Raw genomic sequence first — 20,192 nt, forward strand, 5'->3', positions numbered from 1 at the left:
ATGCCACCACCGCATGGCCCGCAACTTGCCTGCAGCAGCGTCATGCTCTACCGGCTCTATCAAACCCAGGCCGACATGATGTCGCCCGCCCGTCTCTTCGCCCAGTTCACTGGAAGCGCGTTGTGGCAAGACGGCTCCGAGCGAACCATGGCCCGCAAGATGGCCGCCAAGCTCGAAGTCTTTTCGCGCATGCGCCTCACGCATTCGCGGCCCGACTACAACATCAAGAGCGTGCTGGTCGACGGCGTCGAAACGGCGGTGACCGAAGAGAAAACGCTGGTAGCAGACTTCGGCACGCTGCTGCACTTTCGCAAGGACACGAAAGCGGTGCACCCGCCTGTGTTGCTGGCCGCACCGTTGTCGGGCCATTTCGCGACACTGCTGCGTGAAACCGTGCGCACTCTGCTGCGCGACCACGACGTGTACATCACCGACTGGCACAACGCACGCGATGTACCGCTGTACAAGGGCGGCTTCGGCCTCGACGAATACACGCTGCAGTTGATGAGCTTCATGGAAGCCATCGGCCCCGGCGCGCACATGGTGGCGGTGTGCCAGCCCTGCGTAGCCGCGCTCGCCGCTACGGCACTGATGTCTGAAGACGACAACCCCGCCACGCCGCGCAGTTTGACGCTGATGGCCGGCCCGGTCGATTGCCGCATCAACCCGACCGGCGTGAACACACTGGCGGTGAGCAAGCCGATCAAGTGGTTCAAGGACAACCTCATCAGCCGCGTTCCGTTTCCGCACCCCGGTATGGGGCGCAAGGTGTACCCCGGCTTTCTTCAGCTGTCGGCCTTCATGAGCATGAATCCGGAGCGGCACAAGAAGCAGTTTGAAGATCTGTACACCCATCTGGTCGAAGGCGAGACCGAAAAGGCCGACGCCATTCGCAATTTCTACGACGAGTATCTGGCGGTCAACGACTTGGCGGCGGAGTTTTATCTGGAGACGGTCGAGCGGGTGTTCCAGACTTACGACCTGCCGCGTGGCGAGCTCACCGTGGGCGATCGCAAGGTGAACCCGGCCGCCATCCGCAAGACGGCGTTGATCACGGTCGAAGGCGAGAGGGACGACATCTGCGCGGTCGGCCAGACAGTGGCTGCGCAGGACCTGTGCACCGGCGTTCGACCTTATCTACGGACCCACCATTTGCAGGCCGGCGTCGGGCACTACGGCGTGTTCAGTGGCAGCAAGTGGAATGCGCAGATTTATCCACGCGTGCGCGAGGCGATTCACGCGGCGGCCGACCTGCACTGAACCAACTCCCACTGAGCCGAATCGATCGGCTCAGTTGCCCGGCTCTTCTTCCGTGGGCCAGTCGCGGATGTACGCCTTGAGCATTTTGTTCTCGAAATTCTGGCTGTCGACCACCGCCTTGGCGACGTCGTAGAAACTGATCACGCCCATCAACACGCGTTTGTCCATGACGGGCATGTAGCGCGCGTGGCGCTCCAGCATGATGCGGCGGATTTCATCGAGGTCGGTCTCGACGGTGCAAGTGACGGGTGCATCGTCCATCGCCCTGCGAACCTGGCCGCCGACCTGACCGCCATTGCTGACGATCGCCAGGATGACTTCGCGAAACGTGAGCATGCCGACGAGGTCACCATGTTCCATGACGACGAGCGAGCCGATGTCTTTCTCCGCCATGACCGAAACCGCGGTCGACAGGGGCTCATCGGGCGTAACGGTAAAGAGGGTGCTGCCCTTGACGCGCAGGATGTCGCTGACCTTCATCTTGATGCTCCTCGGCTCGGCGGAATGCCAAATTGAATATAGCCCACAATGACCGGCGATCGACAAGATCAGCCTCGCGTTTTTGCCCAAGGAGACCCATGCCCGGCTATTCAGACCCCGGTTTCGACACGCTCGCGCTGCACGCTGGCGCATCGCCCGACCCCGCCACCGGTGCCCGCGCGACGCCGATCCATCTCACCACTTCGTTCGTCTTCGAGTCCAGCGACCATGCGGCCGCGCTCTTCAACCTGGAGCGCGCGGGCCATGTTTACTCGCGCATCAGCAACCCGACCAACGCGGTGCTCGAACAGCGCGTGGCGGCACTCGAAGGCGGCATCGGCGCCATTGCCACGGCCAGCGGACAGGCCGCGCTGCACCTGAGCATCGCGACGCTGATGGGCGCGGGCTCGCACATCGTCGCGAGCACGGCCCTCTATGGCGGTTCGCAGAACCTTTTGCACTACACGATGCGACGCTTCGGCATCGAGACGACCTTCGTGAAGCCGGGAGATTTCGACGGCTGGCGGGCCGCGATCCGGCCCGAGACCAAGCTGCTCTTCGGCGAAACCGTGGGCAACCCCGGCCTCGATGTGCTCGACATTCCGGCCGTGAGCGACATCGCGCACGCGGCCGGCGTGCCGCTGCTGGTCGACTCCACGCTGACGTCTCCGTACCTCATCAAACCCTTTGATTGGGGCGCCGATCTGGTCTACCACTCGGCCACGAAATTCCTTTCGGGGCACGGCACCGTGATCGGCGGCGTGGTGGTCGATGGTGGCAGTTTCGACTGGGAACGATCGGGCAAGTTCGCAGAGCTGACCGAGGCCTACGACGGCTTTCACAACATGGTCTTCAGCGAGGAAAGCACCGTCGGCGCCTTTTTGCTGCGGGCCCGCCGCGAGGGCCTGCGCGACTTCGGTGCATCGATGAGCCCGCACACCGCCTGGCTCATCCTGCAGGGCATCGAGACATTGCCTCTGCGGATGGAGCGGCACATCGACAACACGCAGAAGGTGGTCGAATTTCTGGCGGCGCATCCGTTCGTGTCACGTGTCGGCCATCCGCTGATCGAATCGCATCCGAGTCATGCGCTGGCGAAAAAGCTGTTGCGTCACGGCGCCAAGGGTGCCGGTGCAGTCTTCAGCTTCGACATCAAGGGCAGTCGCGAGCAGGGCAAGACTTTCATCGAAGCGCTGAAGCTCTTCAGTCATTTGGCCAACGTGGGTGACTGTCGCAGTCTGGTGATTCATCCGGCGAGCACCACGCACTTCCGGATGACCGACGAGGCGCTGGCGGGTGCGGGGATTTCTCAAGGGACGATCCGGCTGTCGATCGGGCTGGAAGACCCTGCTGACCTGATCGACGATTTGAAGCGGGCTTTGAAGGCAGCTGAAAAGGCGGGGGCCTGATGTGAACTACACAGTCAACGGCGACACCACGTATGCCTACACCGGCGGCAAGCCCTTCGATGCGGCCAAGCCGACGGTCGTCTTCATCCACGGCGTGCTCAACGACCACAGCGTCTGGATTTTGCAGAGCCGTTACTTTGCAAACCATGGCTGGAACGTGCTGGCTGTCGACCTGCCCGGCCACTGCCGCAGCGCAGGCGCGCCACCTGCGAGCGTCGAAGAGGCCGCGCAATTCATCGTTGCTCTACTCGACGCAGCCGGCATCGAGAAAGCCGCGCTGGTCGGCCACAGTTTTGGTTCGCTGATCGCGCTTGAAGCGGCTGCCCGCGCACCAACCCGCGTAACGCACCTTGCGATGGTGGGTACGGCCTACCCGATGGTCGTGTCACCGGCACTCCTCGAAAGCTCGCTCAACCAGCCGCTGCGCGCGATCGACATGGTCAACAACTTCTCGCATTCGATGTTGGCACCGCCACCCTCCTCACTCGGCCCCGGTACCTGGCTCTACGGCAGCTCGCGCGCGCTGATGCGCCGGGTTCTGTCGAGCAACCGCGACATCAACGTCTTCCACGTCGGCTTCAAGGCGTGCAACGACTACGCGGGCGGTGAGTCGGCGATTTCGGCGGTGCGATGCCCTGTCCTGTTCCTGCTTGGCGATGCCGATCAGATGACGCAACCGCGCGCCACCAAGACGCTGACGAGCAAGGTGCCGAATGCCAAGGTGGTGATGGTGCACGCAGGCCACGCGCTGATGAGCGAGGCGCCGGACGATGTGCTGTTCGCGTTGCGGGATTTTTTGCGCGGTTGACCGGTTCAAGCTCGGGGCATCGGCACCTTCACGGTGTACCCACCGAAAAAATCGCCGGCGAGGCTTCGAGTGCCTTCAGCAGCGCGGTCACCTCCGGCGCCGCGGGTTGGGGCGATTGCAACGCAGACAACAGCCGGCTCAGCGTTTCGGCGTGCGGCAACAACGGGCCGGCGAAACGCGTGCCGTCTGCACCAGCGACCAGCAGCGTCGGAAAAGTCTCGACATCGAAATCGTCGGCGATGTCGGCGTGGTCTTCGATGTCGACCCACGCAAATCGGAGCCCCGGATGCGCACGCGCGACCTGCTCGAACAGCGGCCGGTATTCGCGACACGCGCCGCACCATTCGGCGCACAAGCAGACGACCCACGGCACGCTGGCAATGGCCGGCGCCTGCGCAGGCGCGCCAGGCATGGCGAGCACGGCAGGGGCGTGGAGTGCGTCAGGCGAAGCGGTCACGAGAGGGGAGCTTGGCAATTTCGGGTTTGACAGGCAATGCGTTCGTCAAAACATCTCGCAATCGCAGCGAACGCAGCGGCCCTTTTTGCCACAGATTCTCCAGTGGCGCAGCACTCGGCATCAAAAGCTCCTTGAGCAAGGGCTCGAGCGGCGTGGCTGGGTCGGCCAGCAAGATGTAGCGTGCGTCGCCAGTGTCGAGTTCTTCGGCGATCGGCGCGATCCAGTCGAGTGCGACCAACGTTTCCAGCACAGGCGCCAACTGAAGCGCATCGACCTTCATCATCGCGACCAGTGCTTCGGCGCTCAGCCCGCGCCGTGCCATGCCTTGCGCGCGCGCTAGATGCTGCAGCGTTTCGACGGCGAGCTGCAGCGGCCAGCCGGCCGTATTGCCGCGCCGCGAGACGCCGGCGATCAGACTCGGCAAGTAGGCCGCGATCACCGCGCCGAGCAACACGATCACCCAGGCGACGTAGATCCAGACGAGCAGGATCGGCAGGGTCGCGAAGGCGCCGTACACCATCGAGTAGCTCGGCACCAGGCGCAGGTAGTAGCCGAGCACGCGCTTGGCGATTTCGATGGCGGCCGCCACGAAGAAGCCGCCGACCCAAGCGTGCGACCAGCGCACGTTGGTGTTGGGCACGTAGTGATAGAGCGACGCGATGCCGGCGGCCAGCAAGACGAATTCGAAGGTGTCGAACAGCAGCTTGAGGAAGCCACCGCCATCGCCGACGACTCCACGCGAAGCCGCGAAGACATACGACGTCGTCGACAGGCTGATGGCGAGGATCAACGGCCCCAACGTGATGGCCGCCCAATAGATCAGCACCCGCTGAGCGAACGGTCTTGGCGACCGCACGCGCCAGATGTTGTTGAGCGTCTTGTCGATCGTCAGGAAGAGAGCGATGGCCGTGACCAGCAGCACGAGCAGCCCGGCGATGCCGAGCCCGCTGGCCTTGCTGGAGAACTGGTTGAGATAGCCCAGCACCTGTCGCGCGATGTTGTCCGGGATTAGGCTCTGGATGAACCAGCGCTGCAGGCGTCCCTGCAGAGTCGAGAACATCGGAAAAACGGTGAAGAGCGCCAGCGCAACGGTAAAGAACGGGACCATCGCGATGGTCGTGGTGAAGGTGAGGCTGCTCGCGGTGAGCCCCAGCCGGTCTTCGCGAAAGCGCTCACCCAGCACCGCGGCGGTGTTGCGCCACGGAAAGCGGGCAAAGCCTTTCCAGAGCTGCTGTCGATCCATGGTCGGTATCATAGGAGTGAACCCTTGCGCGGCCCGAGGAACGCCGCTGGCGCCATGCACGAGGGGAGATCTCGAACATGAAAACCACCTCCCCGCAGCCCTCTTCAGCCGCCGCTTCCACCGCCGCTGTTCCCGCAGCACCGGTCAGTTCCAGCGTGGTCGCAACGCGCAGGCTCGCTGTCGGCAGCCTCGTGGGACTCATCTTGCTTGGCCTTGTGTGGGAGCTGTGGCTTGCGCCGATCCGGCCTGGCGGATCGCTGCTCGCGCTCAAGGTGCTGCCATTGGTCGTGCCGCTCGCCGGGCTGCTCAAAAACCGCATGTACACCTACCGCTGGGTCAGCCTGATGATCTGGCTTTATTTCATCGAGGGCGTGGTGCGCGCATGGAGCGACCGCAATGGCGTGGGTCAGATACTCGCGCTGATCGAAGTCGGCCTGTGCCTCTCTCTTTTCGTGGCCTGTGCCTGGCACGTGCGCACGCGCTTGAGCCAGGCCGCCGCTCTTCGAAACGTTGGCAATCTGGAGGGTTCAGCGCCTTGACCGCACTCATCGAACAACTGCGCGCCATCGTCGGCGCTGGCAACGTCCTTACAGAAGGCGACCTCACCGCATGGGAGCAAGACTGGCGCAAGCGCGAGCGCGGGAAGGCGCTGGCCGTTGTCCGCCCGGCCAACACGCAACAGGTTGCCGCAGTCGTCAAGGCCTGCGCCGCAGTCGGCACGTCGATCGTGCCGCAGGGCGGCAACACCGGCCTCGCGGTCGGGTCGACGCCCGATGCCAGCGGCACGCAGGTGCTGCTGAGCCTGCAGCGCATGAATGCGATTCGCGCCACCGACGCGGCCAATCTGACGATGACAGTGGAAGCCGGTTGCATCCTGCAAACGCTGCAAGAGGCGGCCGAGAAGGCCGGGTTTCTGTTCCCGCTGAGCCTCGCCGCCGAAGGCAGCTGCACCATCGGCGGCAACCTGGCGACCAACGCTGGCGGCACGCAGGTCGTGCGCTACGGCAACACGCGGGACCTCTGCCTCGGGCTTGAAGTCGTCACGCCGCAAGGCGAGATCTGGGAGGGGACCAGTGGCCTCCGCAAAGACAACACCGGCTACGACCTGCGCGATCTGATGATCGGCAGCGAAGGCACCCTCGGCATCATCACGGCCGCCACGATGAAGTTGTACCCACTGCCCGCCGCGCGCCTCACAGCTTGGGCAGCCGTGCCCTCGCTCGAACACGCGGTGACCTTGCTGGGCCTCGCGCACAAGCACCTCGGTTCCGGCTTGACCGGCTTCGAAGTGATGGGCAAGTTCGCACTCAGCCTGGTAGCCAAGCACATGCCGCAACTGCGCGTGCCCTTCGTCGACGATGCCGCCGTGCCGTGGTGTGTACTGCTGGAAAACTCGGACAGCGAGTCCGAGGAGCATGCGCGTGCGCGCTTCGAAGCGCTGCTCGAAACGGCCTTCGAAGACGGCTGCGTGACCGATGCGGTCGTTGCCGAGAACCTGACGCAGGCGCACCAGCTCTGGCACATCCGCGAGAACATTCCGCTGGCGCAGGCCGAAGAAGGCTTGAACATCAAGCATGACATCTCGATCGCGGTGTCGCGCATCCCAGCGTTCGTCGCGTCGACCGATGCGATGTTGAAGCGGGAGATTCCGGGCGTGCGCCTAGTCAACTTCGGCCACTTGGGCGATGGCAACCTGCACTACAACGTGCAGGCGCCGGTCGATGGTGATCCAAAGGTGTTTCTCAACGAGCAGGAAGGCCGCGTGAACACGCTGGTGTACGACGCGGTCGCTGAATTCGGCGGCTCGTTCTCGGCCGAGCACGGTATCGGCGGGCTCAAGGTCGACAAGCTCGAAAAGCACAAGTCACCGGTCGCGCTCGGCATGATGCGCGCGATCAAGCGCGGGCTCGACCCGCAGAACATCTTGAATCCTGGACGTGTGATCCGCGTCTGAAGCGCTGGGCCACGAGCGGAGCTGCGCCGACCCTCCGAGGTTTCAGCCGAAATCGGTTGCGCGCAATTCGATCGATTGCCCGTGCGGTGTCCGGTCGGCCGCGTGGTCCCAGGCGTGGCGGTAGGTCGCCAACTCATCGGTCGAACTAGCGCCTTTTTCGGCGACCAGGCTTTCGAGCGCCGCCAGCCAGTGACGGTAGTAGGTGTCGCCGGTGTCCGGATCGCCTGCAGCTTGCGCAGCTGCGATCTGCCGCGACAACGCGTCGGCCCACTCCACCCATGTAAATAGTCCGCGCTCGTGCAGCGCCAATGCCATTGCGAATACTTGCGCCTCCCACGGCTTGCGGAAGACGGGTCCGTCGGTGTCGCGCGGCAGTCCCGGAGACGACGCGAACAGATCGCTCATGCGGCCTCGTGCAAGTAGCACTCCCAGGCGTCGACCGATACGTCGGAGCCTCCACCGTGCTCCAGCGTCTGATCGGACCAAAGCTCCGCCGCGTCGAAGACCACCGTGTAAAGCCATTGCGGCGCTTCGCCCAGGCCCTGCGCATGGCTGTCGGCGAAGACATGGGTGCCGAGCACGCGCTCGATGCGGCCGCGCTTGCCGCGCACGTAGCCCGGCAAGCGGGTGTGGTGATCGACGGCCTCCGCACGGGCGCGAACCCACTGCCCGACCGCGAAGCGCGCAGACGTTGTGGCAGGGCGCTCGGTCGGCGTGCCTTTGGCCAACGCGGCGGTGACGCTGCCAGCCTGCAATGTGCGCAACACCGGTGCGGGGTCGTGCAGCATGCGGCCTGCAGCCATCTCGTCGGAAAACAGCTGGCCGCGCTGCAGCATGAGCTTTTCAAGGGCGGCGAACCAGATGCGGTAGTAGTCGAGCTGCGAGTAGTCGGGCAGGGTTTCGCGTACTGCCCGGCTGGCGTCGATGTTCCAGCTGCCGGTTGCGCCCATCGCCAGCGTCAGTGCCAACACGCGTGGCTCCCAATCGGCATGAAAGAGTTCGCCTTCGGGCTCGGGCAGCACTGCGCCGTGACCGGCCTGTCCGCCGAGATCGGCATGGCTGACGTACGGCGTCGTTTGCGGCATCGTACCCATTGTTGCGCCGCTCATGCCGACGTTCCCGGCGCGGGGGCCTGGGTAGCCGCATGCACGAGGGCGGTGCCGATCATCGAGTCGCGCGACACCAGCGCGGCGAGTTGCGCTTCGTCCAACGCTTCGGTGCCCGCGGGCCGCTCGGGGATCACAAGGTAACGCACCTCGGCCGTCGAATCCCAAATGCGAATGCGCGCGGCCTCGGGCAACGTCACGCCAAAATCAGCCAACACGCCGCGTGGATCCTTGACGGCCCGCGCGCGGTAGGCGGCGCTTTTGTACCAGGTGGGCGGCAGGCCCAGCACCGGCCACGGATAGCAACTGCACAGCGTGCACACCACCATGTTGTGCAGCGCTGGTGTGTTCTCGACCGCGACCATGTGCTCACCCTGCCGACCGCTGTAGCCGAGCGACGCGATGGCCGCACTCGCATCGGCCCGGAGCCAGTCGCGATACGCGGGGTCGACCCACGACCGCGCCACGACGAGCGCGCCATTGCGCGGACCGATGCGGGTCTGATAGGTATCGATCAATACGTCTAGCGCTGCCGGGTCGATGTAGCCCTTTTGCGTGAGCACGGTCTCGAGAGCACGCACCCGCAAATCCATGTCGCTCAGCTCGCTGTGCGCATGACCATGATCGTCGTGGTTTTGAGTCATGGGGCGATGCTACGCCGGGCACCAGAAATTTAAAACGCCTACCTCGCTACTGCTCTCACGCGGCAAGTGCGCGTAAACTATGCGCATAAATCATCCACGAAAAGAAGCACATGCTCCACTTCGATAACGCACCCAAGAAGGCAACCAACCTTTCGCTGAACAGCAAGGTGCTGGAAATGGCGCGCGAGCTCGGCATGAATGTTTCGCAAACCGTCGATGGCTTGCTGGCGGAAGAGGTGAAGCGCCGTTACTGGGAAAAGTGGGCTGAAGAGAGCCAACAAGGCGTCGCGGCGCACAACGCACGAATCGCCAAAGAAGGTCTGCCTTTGGCCAAATACAGAACCTTTGCGCGCAGCCTCGGCGATGGGAAGAAAGCCTGATGGCACGCTTCGATGTCTACGCGAACCCTGAAGCGGCCGGCCGCACCGCGATTCCTTTCATACTTGACGTGCAGAGCGACTACCTCGCTGGCTTTGAAACGCGCGTGGTCGTGCCACTTTTCGCTGCCGGCCGATACAGTACCCCGGTGCGCGGGTTGAACCCTCAGTTTGAAGTCGCGGGGAAATCCGTCGTCATGGACACGGCCTCGATCGGTGCTATTCCCACAGGAGAGTTGCGTCGACCCGTCGTCAACATTGCTACCCACCAACTTCAAATCCAGGATGCCCTCGACGCATTGTTCGGAGGCTATTGAAATGACAAGTCCTTATCCCGTTCGTTCCCAATACGAAGACTTCATGCGCCACGTCGACACGCACGGCGTGCACAAGAGCGACCGCACCGGCACCGGCACGAAGAGCGTGTTCGGCTACCAGATGCGCTTCGACTTGAACGAGGGCTTTCCGCTGATCACGACGAAGAAGGTGCATGTCAAGTCGATCATTCAGGAACTGCTGTGGTTTCTCACCGGCTCCAGCGACAACAACTGGCTGACCGAGCGCGGCGTCACGATCTGGAACGAGTGGGCACGCGAGGACGGCGACCTCGGCCCGGTGTACGGAGTGCAGTGGCGCAGCTGGCCGACGGCGGGCGGCGGCCACATCGACCAGATCGCCGACGTCATCAAGACGCTCAAGACCAATCCGGATTCGCGCCGCATCATCGTGAGTGCATGGAACGTGGCCGAGCTGTCGAAGATGGCGTTGATGCCATGTCACGCCTTCTTCCAGTTCTACGTGGCACCGCCGCAAAACGAGGGTGAGCGCGGCAAGCTGAGCTGCCAGCTCTATCAGCGCAGCGCCGACATCTTCCTGGGCGTTCCTTTCAACATCGCGAGCTACGCACTGCTCACGCACATGGTCGCGCAGCAATGCGATTTGGATGTCGGCGACTTCGTCTGGACCGGCGGCGACTGCCACATCTACAGCAACCACGCGGAGCAAGTCGCGCTCCAACTAAGCCGCACGCCGCACCCGTATCCGACGCTGGTGATCAAGCGCAAGCCCGAGTCGATCTTCGACTACCAGTACGAAGACTTCGCGTTCGAAGGCTACGACCCGCACCCGGCCATCAAGGCACCGGTCGCTGTGTGATGCGCATCAACCTCATCTTCGCGCGTGCGGCCAATGGCGTCATTGGCGCGAACGGCACCTTGCCCTGGCACTTGCCGGAAGACATGGCGCACTTCAAGGCGCAGACTGCCAAGGCGCCGGTGATCATGGGTCGCAAGACCTGGGACTCGCTGCCGCCCAAATTCCGGCCGTTGCCGGGCCGCACCAACATCGTGGTCACGCGGCAAGACGGCTGGTACGAAGAAGGCGCGCAAAGCGCTTCGAGCCTTCTCGATGCGCTGGCCCACGCCAAACAGACGCAAGCACCCGAAGTTTGGGTGATCGGCGGCGCGGAGATCTATGCGGAGGCCGAACCGCTGGCGCAGCGCGCAGTCATCACCGAGATTCATCGCGACTACGAGGGCGATGCGTTTGCACCTGCAATGGCGGCTGGTTGGCACGAGACCTCCCGCACTCCCCACACCTCGACGAACGGACTGCGGTTCAGCTTCGTCACGATGGAACGACCATGAAGATCGCCACCTGGAACGTAAATTCCCTGACCGCTCGCCTGCAGCACGTGCTTGACTGGCTTGCCGCCAATCCCATCGATGTGCTGTGCCTGCAAGAGCTCAAGATGAGCGACGAAAAGTTTCCGCTCGATGTATTCAAGGCGGCCGGCTACGACGCTGCGGTGTTCGGCCAGAAGACGTACAACGGCGTCGCGATCCTGAGCCGCCTGCCGATGCGCGACGTCGCGAAAAACATCGGTGGATTCGTCGACGAACATTCGCGCGTAATCAGCGCCACGCTCGACACGCCGATTGGCGATGTGCGCGTCGTCAACGGCTACTTCGTCAACGGCCAGGCGCCGGGCAGCGACAAGTTCGCCTACAAGATGCGCTGGCTCGATGGCTTGCGCGAGTGGCTTCGCGCGGAAATGGCCGCACACCCGAAGCTGGTGCTGCTGGGCGACTTCAACATCGTGCTGGAAGACCGCGACAGCTTCGACCCTATCGGGCTGGCCGAGACCATTCATCACACGACTGAAGAGCGCGACCACTTCAAGGCCTTGCTGGCGCTTGGGCTGACCGACAGCTTTCGGCTTTTCGAGCAGCCAGAAAAGAGCTACTCGTGGTGGGACTACCGGATGCTGGGGTACCAGAAAAACCGTGGCTTGCGCATCGACCACATCCTTGTCAGTGGTCCATTGGTACCACTTGCAAAGAGTTGCACGGTCGATCGCGTTCCCCGCAAATGGGAGAAGCCGAGCGACCATGCGCCGGTGACACTCGCGCTCGGTGGCTGAACCGATGCGTCGCTATTACCTTCTTTCAGGCCTCGTCCTGTCACTCGCGCTGTCGTCCCTGCTCGCGGGATGTGGTCTATTCAAGTCGGACGAGAAAGAGGCGGCCAAAGAAGGCACCGCGCCCGTCGTGGAAAAAGCGGCGGAGGCCAATTCGGATGTACCGACGGTGCGACTCATCAGTGCGCAGACACCAGCCATCAAAAGCTATCGCAAGATTGCCGCAGCGCACATCTACAAGATCTACCCAAAGCGCATCTTCAAGGGCAAGATTCCGCCGCTGGTTTACGCAGTGGTCGTAGTCGAGACTGATGTCGATGCGAACGGCAAGGTGATCAACGTTTTCTACAGCCGCGTGCCGAGTCACGCACCTGAGGTGCCCCCGAAGATCGCCGAACTCATCAAGGAGGCGTCGCCGTTACCGAGTCCCGGCAAGCTCGGCGCCCACACCTATGTCGAGACCTGGCTTTGGGACAAGGGCGGCAACTTCCAGCTTGATTCGTTGACGCTCGGCCAGCGCTCGCGCTAGCTTTCCATGGACCTCGTTTCCCTGGACCTCGCGACCAACGTTGCACCGATCAGTCACTGAGGCGACAGCGAGTCTTCGGGCAAACCTCAGTCGACGAGAGCGACCCCAGCTTCCACAATCGCGGGCCTGCGTTGTAGACGTGCTTTCGAGCGTCGCGCAGGAGTTGTGCAGGGGATCGATTTGGAACTTTTTTTTCAGCAATTGCTCAACGGCCTGACCGTGGGCGGCGTGTACAGCCTGGTGGCGCTCGGCCTCACGCTGGTGTACGGCATTCTTCACGTCCCTAACTTCGCGCACGGCACGTTCTACATGGCCGGTGCGTTCGTCGGCTACTACCTGATGACGGCGCTCGGGCTCAATTACTGGATCGCCATGCTCGGTGCCGCCGCGGCCGTGGCGGTGCTGGCAATGCTGGCCGACCGACTCGTGTTTCACCCGCTGCGCAACGCGCCAGAACTGCACGACATGATCGCGGCCATCGGCATCCTGCTGTTCCTCGAAGCCGGCGCGCAGGCCGTGTTCGGCGCCGAGTTTCATCGCATGCCAACGCCTTATGGACAGGTCGTTGAAATCTTTGGATTGACCGCGCCGCTGCAGCGTCTGCTGATCATCGCGGGCGCGTTCAGCCTGATGATCTTGCTGCACCTGTTCCTGAACTACACCGTGATCGGCTCGACCATCATCGCGATGGCGCAAAACCGCGATGGCGCCGCGCTGGTCGGCATCGACGCCACGCGCGTAACGCTGCTGGTATTCGCAATTTCAGGGGCGCTCGCCGCTATCGCTGCGGTGCTCTATGCGCCCATCAACCTGGTGTATCCGGCGATGGGAAACCTGGTGATCACCAAGGCCTTCGTCATCATCATCCTGGGCGGCATGGGCAGCTTTCCGGGTGCCATCGTGGGCGGCCTGATCATCGGCATGGCGGAGAGCTTTGGCGGCTTCTATTTCTCGACCGACTACAAGGACATCATCGCCTTCGTTCTGTTGGTGGTGATCCTGTCGTTCAGACCGCAGGGCCTCTTCACCCCCAAGGGAGCGCGCTGATGAAGCTGCTCGAAGGCAAAGCCGGCTGGGCCCTGCTGGCGGTGGTGGCGCTGATCTTTCCGCTCTTCGCGCAGAACAACTACCTGCTCTCTGTCGCAACGCAAGCCTTCATCATGGCGATCGCGGCACTGGGGCTCAACCTCATCACCGGCTACACCGGTCAGTTCAACTTGGCGCACGGCGCTTTCATGGCGGTCGGCGCGTACACGGTAGGCATCCTGACGGTCGATCACCAGGTGCCATTCTGGGTCGCATTTGTGCTCGCCGGCTTGGTGACGGCCAGCATCGGCTTCTTCGTCGGGCTGCTGTCGCTGCGGCTCAAGGGCCATTACTTTTCGATCTTCACGCTGTGCATCAGCTACATCATGTTTTTGCTGATCGAAAAGTGGGAGAGCCTGACACACGGGCCGGTCGGCATCATGGGCATTCCGGCGCCGAGCGGCATCGGCCCGCTGCAGTTCGGCACGCCGCTGTCGCAGTACTACCTGGTGCTTGCCTTCCTGGCACTGGCCATCTGGATCATGGCGCGCATCGTGCGCTCGCTGCTCGGGCGCAGCTTCATGGCGGTGCGCAACAGCGACGAACTGGCCGAGGCGCTGGGCATCAACCTGATGCGCACCAAGACGCTGTCGTTCGTGCTGTCGGTGACGTACGCCGGTTTTGCCGGCGCGCTCTACGCCGGGCAGGTGCGCTTTCTCGGTCCCGATCTCGCAAGCGAAACCGTGACCTTCGACCTCGTGATGTTCATACTGGTCGGCGGCATCGGCACGCTGCTCGGACCACTGGTCGGCACCTTCCTGGTCACCTGGCTCACACAGAGCTTGCAGTTCCTGCAGGACTACCGCATGGTCGTCTTCGGTCCAGTGCTGATCGCGCTCATCATCTTCTTGCCCAACGGCATCGTCGGCACCTACCTGAAGCGGCGTGCGCGGCGCGCCGATGCAGCGGAGTCTGCTGCGGCCGAAACCACGCAGTTCATCGAAACGACGGCGAAGGCAAAGCACCATGCTTGAGATCACCGACCTGACCAAGCACTTCTTCGGCCTCACCGCCGTCGACCACGTCACCACGCGCTTCGAGCGCGGCCAGGTCAGCGCCATCATCGGCCCCAACGGCGCCGGCAAGACCACCTTCTTCAACCTGGTGGCGGGCACGCACAAGCCGACGTCCGGACGCATCGAATTCAAGGGACAAGACGTCACGGGCTTGCGGCCCGATCAGGTGGCAGGTCTCGGCATTGCACGTACTTTTCAGTCGACTCACCTGTTCGACAACGCAACGGTGCTCGACAACCTGATCGTCGGCTATCGGTTGCGCACGCAGTCGGGTCTGTGGGATGTCGTGGTCAACAGCAAGAGGCTCCAAGGCGAAGAGCGCATGTGCCGCGAGAAGGCACGGGAGTCGCTCGACTTCGTCGGCCTCTCCCATATCGCGAACCGCATCGCCGCCGACATCACGCAAGAGGAGCGCAAGCGCGTCGCCTTTGCGCTGGCACTGGCAACCGACCCCGAGTTGCTATTGCTCGACGAACCCGCCGGTGGCGTCAATCCCGAAGAAACCGTGGGACTTGCGGCACTGATTCGAAAGCTGGTCGACCATGGCAAGACCGTGTGTCTGATCGAACACAAGATGGACATGATCATGCGGCTGGCCGACAAGATCGTCGTGCTCAACAACGGCGCCAAGATCGCCGAAGGAACGCCGGCCGAAATCCGCCGCGATCCGCAAGTCATCGAAGCCTATCTCGGGACCGATGCGGGAACCCATGCCGGAGCCGACCATGCTGCGGTTTGAAAACGTCGACCTTCACTACGGAAGCTTTCGCGCGCTGAGCGGCGTCACGATGCATGCGTCTGCCGGCGAACTCGTGGTTCTGCTTGGCGCCAACGGTGCCGGCAAGACATCGATCTTCATGGCGGCCAGCGGCATTCAAAAAGCGAGTGCCGGCAGCATTCGATTCGCCGACAGCGAGTTGGTCGGCAAGCGACCGGCGCAGATCGTCGGAGCCGGTGTTGTTCACTGCCCCGAAGGACGGAAGCTCTTTCCGATGATGTCGGTCAAAAAGAACCTGGTGCTCGGCGCCTATGTTCACCGCAGCGACAAAGCCGGCATCAAACGTTCTCTCGACGAGGTGTTTGGCCTGTTTCCAATTCTCGAAAAAAAGCAGAACGATCCGGCCGGCTCGCTGTCCGGCGGCCAGCAGCAAATGGTGGCGATCGGCCGCGCAATCCTCGGACGACCCAAGGTGTTGCTGCTCGACGAGCCGTCGCTCGGCTTGGCGCCGCTGGTCGTGAAGCAGGTGTTCGAGGTCATCCAGCGGATCAACCGTGCGGGCACCACGGTGCTGCTGGCAGAACAGAACGCGTACTCGGCGCTGGCGATCGCGCATCGCGCCTACGTCATCGAACGTGGCCGCATCACGCTCGAAGGCGATCGTGATTCATTGCTCAACAACGAGGCGGTGCGCGCTGCCTACATCGGCGCCTGATCGCATGAGCAACGTACGGCCCAACAATCACCTGCGCATGACCGCACGCGACAACGAGCCGCACCGCCTCCCTGCTACTTTCCTTCCATTCGTTTCAACCCTCAGGAGACTCTGACCATGAAGACCACGACCCTCCGCCGCCGCCTGGCCCTGCTGCCCATCGCTACGACCCTGCTCGGGGCGATAGGCGCCATGGGTGCCGGCTCTGCCTTGGCGCAAGACCTCGTCAAGATCGGCTACACCGGCCCGTTGAGCGGCGGTGCCGCGCTGTATGGCAAGAACGTGGTCAACGGCATAGAGATGGCGATCAAGGAGATCAACGCCGCCGGGCTCGAGGTGGCCGGCAAGAAGGTCAAGCTCGAACTCGTGTCGCTGGACGACAAGTACTCCCCGGCTGAAGCAGCCATCAACGCGCGTCGGCTGGTGCAGCAATACCAGACGGCGGCAGTGTTCGTGCCGCATTCCGGCGGCATCTACGCCATGCAGGCCTTCAACGAGCAAGAGAAGTTCATCGTGATGGCGTACTCGAGCACGCCCAAGATCACAGAAACCGGCAACAAGCTGACCATCCGCATTCCTCCGACGTTCAATTCGTACATCGAGCCCTTCACCAAATACGAGATGAAGAAGTACGGCAAGAAGGTCGGCATGCTGCCGGGTGACCACGACTACGCCAAGAACTGGAGCGCACTGTTCGAGCCAGCGTGGATCAAGGCCGGCGGCACGGTGGTCTCCAACAATCCCATGTCGTACAACCGCTCGGCCGACTTCTACAGCGGCGTGAGCCGGGTGCTGGCCGAGAAGCCCGACGTGCTGTTTGTCGGCGGCCCTTCGGAGCCGACCGCGCTGGTCGCCAAACAGGCGCGCGAGCTCGGGTTCAAGGGCGGGTTTTTAATCATGGACCAGGCCAAGCTCGATGAGATGTCCAAGGTCACCGGCGGGCTGGCCATGCTCGAAGGCTCCATTGGTGTGATGCCGGTTTCATACGACGAACGCACGGGGCCCAAGGCCTTTGCCGCGGCATACCGCAAGGCGTACGGCGCTGACAAAGACCCGACCACCGAATCTTCGTACAACTACGCCATGACGCACGCGCTGGCCGCGGCCATGAAAGCAGCGGGTACGACCACCGATGCGGCCGCCATTCGCGCCCAGATGAACGACGCGTTGATGAAGATGCCGAAGGAGCAGAACGCCGGCGAATTCAAGGGCGTCGATGCGGTGGGCGGCACCATCGTCGATCCGGTGGTTGTGACTGTCGAAGGCGGCAAGATCAAGCCGGTGAGCTTGAGCGAACTGCTGAAGTAAGGCACCCCGCCGCACACACCGGCATGCAGCAGGCCGGCATCACTCGATGCCGAGCTCCTGAATCTTGCGTGTGATCGTGTTGCGGCCGATGCCGAGCTTTTGTGCAGCCTCGATGCGGCGGCCGCGCGTGTTCGCCAGCGCCGTGAGAATCAGTCGAGACTCGAAGCGTTTCGACAAGACATCCCAGACATCGTTTCGCCCAGCTTCGAGCAGAGCCTGCGCCTCGCCTTCGAGCCCGGATTCCCAGCCCGCAGAACCCGCGGAGGTAGAAGCTTCCGTCATGGCGGTCAACACTGGCGCCGGCACTGCGATGTGCTCGACCGAATGGGAAGGCGCAACTGCCGCAACCTGCGGCTGTGCATGCGAAAGCATCGGCGCCTCGACCGGCACCACCGCCAGCACCTCGGGCGGCAGGTCTTTGGTTTCGACCAGCTGCGCGGGCGCCATGACGGTCAGCCAGTGGCAAATATTCTCGAGCTGACGCACGTTGCCCGGAAACGCGAAGGTCGCAAGCTGCGTCAGCGCGGCATCCGAGATGCGCTTGGGCTCGACGCCGAGTTGCTTGGCGCTCTGCTGCAGGAAGTGCCGAGTGAGCGCGGGCACGTCTTCACCGCGCTCGCGCAAAGCCGGCAGACGCAGACGAATCACGTTGAGCCGGTGAAACAAGTCCTCACGAAAGCCACCGATCTTGACGCGCTGCTCCAGGTCTTGATGGGTTGCGGCGATGACGCGCACGTTCGCCTTGACAGAGTTGTGGCCACCGACCCGATAGAAGTGACCGTCGCTCAGCACGCGCAATAAACGCGTCTGCAGGTCGAACGGCATGTCGCCGATTTCATCGAGAAACAGCGTCCCGCCTTCGGCCTGTTCGAAGCGGCCGCGTCGCATGGTCTGCGCTCCGGTGAAGGCGCCGCGCTCGTGACCGAACAATTCGCTCTCGAGCAAATCCTTGGGAATGGCGGCGGTGTTGATAGCTACAAACGGGCCATTGGTGCGCGGCGAATGCTTGTGCAACGCGCGCGCCACCAGCTCTTTGCCGGAACCCGATTCACCGGTGATCAGCACCGTCACGTTGCTCTGCGACAGCCGGCCGATGGCACGGAACACGTCCTGCATGGCAGGTGCCTGGCCGAGCATTTCGGGGGCGGCGGCCATGCGCTCTTCGGCCACTTCTTCGCGCTGGCTTTCGTCGACGGCACGACGGATCAACTCGACTGCGCGCGGCAAATCGAAAGGCTTGGGCAGGTATTCGAACGCTCCTCCCTGGAACGCGGAAACGGCGCTATCGAGGTCGGAGAACGCCGTCATGATGATGACGGGCAGGCCGGGGTGCTTGGCCTTGATCTTGTCGAGCAAGTCGAGCCCGGAGCCGCCGGGCATGCGGATGTCGCTCACCAGGACTTGAGGGCCCTGCGTTTCATCGTCGGCTGCCAGCTCGAGCGCGGCGAGCACTTCGCGGGTGTTGGTGAAGCTGCGTGTCGGCAGGTCTTCGCGCAGCAGCGCTTTTTCCAGCACGAAGCGGATCGACTGGTCGTCGTCCACTATCCAAATCGGCTTCATGCAGCTCCTTGTTGCCATCGCTGCGCTATGGCAGCGGTATCAGTATTTTGAAATCGGTTCGGCCCGGTACGCTGTCGCACTCGATCAGGCCGTGGTGCTGCTGCACAAATGTCTGCGCTAGCGTCAGCCCCAGCCCGGTTCCACCTTCCCTTCCGGAGACGAGTGGGTAAAAGATGCGGTCCTTGATCGCATCCGGCACACCCGGTCCGTTGTCGATGACATGCAATTCCAGTGCCAATCGATACCACTGCTTATTGAAGATCACTTGTCGGGCAACGCGCGTCTTGAGCGTGATGCGCGCGTCGCCGGCCGCGCGTCGCTCGGCCAACGCCTGCGCCGCGTTGTGAACGATGTTGAGCGTGGCCTGAATCAGCTGCTCACGATCGCCGCGAAACTCCGGCAGTGACGGGTCGAAATCGCGCTCGATGTCGAGGTCGCGCGGGAACTCCGCCAAGATCACCGAGCGTACCCGCTCGCACACTTCATGGATGTTGACGTCACCCACCACATGCGGCCGCCGATGGGGCGCCAGCAGCCGATCTACCAGAGTCTGCAGCCGGTCGGCCTCATGAATGATGACCTGCGTGTACTCGACAAGATCACGCGACTCCACCTCCATCTGCAGCAGCTGCGCAGCGCCACGGATGCCGCCGAGCGGGTTCTTTATTTCGTGCGCCAGATTGCGAATCAGTTCCTTGTTGGCCTGCGCCTGGTCGAGCAAACGCTCTTCGCGGTCTTGCCGCACTTGCTGCTCGATGGGAATCAGCTCGATGATGAGTTCGCCCGGCTTGTCGCCTTGCGCCAGGGTCACCTGCACCGGCATCATTTCGTGGCTGCCGCGGCGCAGCAGCGCTTCGTAGCGCAGCGTCGCGAAGTCGTTGCTGCGCGCACCATCGATAGCGGTGCGCAAGACGTTCGGCTCATTGAAACAGTTGCCGAACGGTGAACCTTCAAGCGTTCGACGCGACGTACCCAGCGCGTCTTCAAGCGCGGCGTTCGCAAACAAGACCGCGCCATCCATGCGGACGACGGCGATCAATGTCGAGAGAAGATCGAAGGTTTGAAAGCGCTTGCCGGTGCCGGCGGGCTTGCCGAAAACCATC

The 20,192-nt window shown here is 63.0% G+C and carries 24 protein-coding genes; 16 read left to right on the top strand and 8 right to left on the bottom strand.

The genetic code is table 11. The annotated features are described in order from the left end of the window. Nucleotides 1-42 precede the first annotated feature (42 nt). Nucleotides 43-1,260, top strand: a complete 1,218-nt coding sequence (locus RCH10_RS17570; protein ID WP_323497441.1) for a polyhydroxyalkanoate depolymerase — start codon at nucleotides 43-45, stop codon at nucleotides 1,258-1,260. A 30-nt stretch (nucleotides 1,261-1,290) separates the two neighbouring features. Here RCH10_RS17570 and RCH10_RS17575 read toward each other — a convergent pair whose 3' ends face one another. Further along, entirely contained in the window at nucleotides 1,291-1,740 is a 450-nt protein-coding gene (locus tag RCH10_RS17575; RefSeq protein ID WP_187051114.1) for a CBS domain-containing protein, read from the bottom strand. A gap of 98 nt (nucleotides 1,741-1,838) precedes the next feature. Between RCH10_RS17575 and RCH10_RS17580 the strand changes: the two genes are divergently transcribed. Next, nucleotides 1,839-3,149 (top strand): O-acetylhomoserine aminocarboxypropyltransferase, encoded by a 1,311-nt coding sequence (locus tag RCH10_RS17580; RefSeq protein ID WP_409053390.1) that lies wholly within the window; start codon nucleotides 1,839-1,841, stop codon nucleotides 3,147-3,149. Nucleotide 3,150: 1 nt separating this feature from the next. Beyond that, complete coding sequence (locus RCH10_RS17585) at nucleotides 3,151-3,957, top strand: alpha/beta fold hydrolase (protein ID WP_409053391.1); 807 nt, start codon at nucleotides 3,151-3,153, stop codon at nucleotides 3,955-3,957. A gap of 28 nt (nucleotides 3,958-3,985) precedes the next feature. On the opposite strand, the gene RCH10_RS17590 is transcribed toward RCH10_RS17585, so the two are convergent. Together RCH10_RS17590 and RCH10_RS17595 are read right to left on the bottom strand one after the other, a co-directional pair. Further along, a complete protein-coding gene (locus tag RCH10_RS17590; protein ID WP_187054950.1) occupies nucleotides 3,986-4,369 on the bottom strand; it encodes a co-chaperone YbbN in 384 nt (127 codons plus the stop codon). Nucleotides 4,370-4,397: 28 nt separating this feature from the next. Further along, nucleotides 4,398-5,669, bottom strand: a complete 1,272-nt coding sequence (locus tag RCH10_RS17595; protein ID WP_409053392.1) for a YihY family inner membrane protein — start codon at nucleotides 5,667-5,669, stop codon at nucleotides 4,398-4,400. A 65-nt stretch (nucleotides 5,670-5,734) separates the two neighbouring features. Here RCH10_RS17595 and RCH10_RS17600 point away from each other — a divergent pair, with 65 nt between their 5' ends. Beyond that, nucleotides 5,735-6,196, top strand: coding sequence for a DUF2069 domain-containing protein (locus RCH10_RS17600; protein ID WP_323497346.1), 462 nt, complete (start codon nucleotides 5,735-5,737; stop codon nucleotides 6,194-6,196). Next, nucleotides 6,193-7,611 (top strand): FAD-binding oxidoreductase, encoded by a 1,419-nt coding sequence (locus tag RCH10_RS17605; protein WP_409053393.1) that lies wholly within the window; start codon nucleotides 6,193-6,195, stop codon nucleotides 7,609-7,611. Before RCH10_RS17600 ends, RCH10_RS17605 begins: the two co-directional genes overlap by 4 nt. Nucleotides 7,612-7,653: 42 nt before the next feature. Here RCH10_RS17605 and RCH10_RS17610 read toward each other — a convergent pair whose 3' ends face one another. The 3 genes from RCH10_RS17610 to nthA are packed head-to-tail and all read right to left on the bottom strand — an operon-like array spanning nucleotide 7,654 to nucleotide 9,361. Then, entirely contained in the window at nucleotides 7,654-8,016 is a 363-nt protein-coding gene (locus RCH10_RS17610; protein ID WP_409053394.1) for a nitrile hydratase accessory protein, read from the bottom strand. Further along, a complete protein-coding gene (gene nthB, locus RCH10_RS17615) occupies nucleotides 8,013-8,720 on the bottom strand; it encodes a nitrile hydratase subunit beta (protein WP_409053395.1) in 708 nt (235 codons plus the stop codon). The genes RCH10_RS17610 and nthB overlap by 4 nt, the downstream gene beginning before the upstream one ends. Then, nucleotides 8,717-9,361, bottom strand: a complete 645-nt coding sequence (gene nthA, locus RCH10_RS17620) for a nitrile hydratase subunit alpha (RefSeq protein WP_409053396.1) — start codon at nucleotides 9,359-9,361, stop codon at nucleotides 8,717-8,719. The genes nthB and nthA overlap by 4 nt, the downstream gene beginning before the upstream one ends. A gap of 110 nt (nucleotides 9,362-9,471) precedes the next feature. Between nthA and RCH10_RS17625 the strand changes: the two genes are divergently transcribed. From RCH10_RS17625 to RCH10_RS17675, 11 genes are all read left to right on the top strand, one after another. Continuing rightward, complete coding sequence (locus RCH10_RS17625) at nucleotides 9,472-9,741, top strand: type II toxin-antitoxin system CcdA family antitoxin (RefSeq protein ID WP_323497351.1); 270 nt, start codon at nucleotides 9,472-9,474, stop codon at nucleotides 9,739-9,741. Next, nucleotides 9,741-10,055 carry a CcdB family protein gene (locus tag RCH10_RS17630; protein WP_409053397.1) on the top strand — a complete coding sequence of 105 codons (315 nt, stop codon included), beginning with the start codon at nucleotides 9,741-9,743 and terminating at the stop codon, nucleotides 10,053-10,055. The genes RCH10_RS17625 and RCH10_RS17630 overlap by 1 nt, the downstream gene beginning before the upstream one ends. 1 nt (nucleotide 10,056) lies before the next feature. Next, the gene (locus tag RCH10_RS17635) at nucleotides 10,057-10,893 is read left to right on the top strand and encodes a thymidylate synthase (protein ID WP_409053398.1); all 837 of its coding nucleotides are present in this window, start codon (nucleotides 10,057-10,059) and stop codon (nucleotides 10,891-10,893) included. Next, nucleotides 10,893-11,384 carry a dihydrofolate reductase gene (locus tag RCH10_RS17640; RefSeq protein WP_409053519.1) on the top strand — a complete coding sequence of 164 codons (492 nt, stop codon included), beginning with the start codon at nucleotides 10,893-10,895 and terminating at the stop codon, nucleotides 11,382-11,384. Before RCH10_RS17635 ends, RCH10_RS17640 begins: the two co-directional genes overlap by 1 nt. Next, the gene (xth, locus tag RCH10_RS17645; RefSeq protein WP_409053399.1) at nucleotides 11,381-12,160 is read left to right on the top strand and encodes an exodeoxyribonuclease III; all 780 of its coding nucleotides are present in this window, start codon (nucleotides 11,381-11,383) and stop codon (nucleotides 12,158-12,160) included. The genes RCH10_RS17640 and xth overlap by 4 nt, the downstream gene beginning before the upstream one ends. Next, nucleotides 12,153-12,686: a hypothetical protein gene (locus RCH10_RS17650; RefSeq protein ID WP_409053400.1), complete on the top strand. Its 534-nt coding sequence runs from the start codon at nucleotides 12,153-12,155 to the stop codon at nucleotides 12,684-12,686. Before xth ends, RCH10_RS17650 begins: the two co-directional genes overlap by 8 nt. A gap of 180 nt (nucleotides 12,687-12,866) precedes the next feature. Continuing rightward, nucleotides 12,867-13,733: a branched-chain amino acid ABC transporter permease gene (locus RCH10_RS17655; protein ID WP_323497356.1), complete on the top strand. Its 867-nt coding sequence runs from the start codon at nucleotides 12,867-12,869 to the stop codon at nucleotides 13,731-13,733. Continuing rightward, a complete protein-coding gene (locus RCH10_RS17660) occupies nucleotides 13,733-14,746 on the top strand; it encodes a branched-chain amino acid ABC transporter permease (protein ID WP_323497357.1) in 1,014 nt (337 codons plus the stop codon). The genes RCH10_RS17655 and RCH10_RS17660 overlap by 1 nt, the downstream gene beginning before the upstream one ends. Continuing rightward, on the top strand, nucleotides 14,739-15,527 hold the full coding sequence (locus RCH10_RS17665; RefSeq protein WP_409053401.1) for an ABC transporter ATP-binding protein: 789 nt from the start codon (nucleotides 14,739-14,741) through the stop codon (nucleotides 15,525-15,527). Before RCH10_RS17660 ends, RCH10_RS17665 begins: the two co-directional genes overlap by 8 nt. Next, nucleotides 15,514-16,221: an ABC transporter ATP-binding protein gene (locus tag RCH10_RS17670; protein WP_187051092.1), complete on the top strand. Its 708-nt coding sequence runs from the start codon at nucleotides 15,514-15,516 to the stop codon at nucleotides 16,219-16,221. Before RCH10_RS17665 ends, RCH10_RS17670 begins: the two co-directional genes overlap by 14 nt. Before the next feature lie 117 nt (nucleotides 16,222-16,338). Continuing rightward, a complete protein-coding gene (locus RCH10_RS17675) occupies nucleotides 16,339-17,529 on the top strand; it encodes an ABC transporter substrate-binding protein (RefSeq protein ID WP_409053402.1) in 1,191 nt (396 codons plus the stop codon). 39 nt (nucleotides 17,530-17,568) lie between these two features. On the opposite strand, the gene ntrC is transcribed toward RCH10_RS17675, so the two are convergent. Both ntrC and glnL read right to left on the bottom strand, forming a co-directional pair. After that, nucleotides 17,569-19,089, bottom strand: a complete 1,521-nt coding sequence (ntrC, locus tag RCH10_RS17680) for a nitrogen regulation protein NR(I) (protein ID WP_323497359.1) — start codon at nucleotides 19,087-19,089, stop codon at nucleotides 17,569-17,571. A gap of 25 nt (nucleotides 19,090-19,114) precedes the next feature. Further along, nucleotides 19,115-20,191, bottom strand: a complete 1,077-nt coding sequence (gene glnL, locus RCH10_RS17685) for a nitrogen regulation protein NR(II) (protein WP_409053403.1) — start codon at nucleotides 20,189-20,191, stop codon at nucleotides 19,115-19,117. Nucleotide 20,192: the final 1 nt, after the last annotated feature.

The organism is Variovorax sp. GrIS 2.14, from assembly GCF_046115955.1.
Lineage (GTDB): Bacteria > Pseudomonadota > Gammaproteobacteria > Burkholderiales > Burkholderiaceae_C > Variovorax.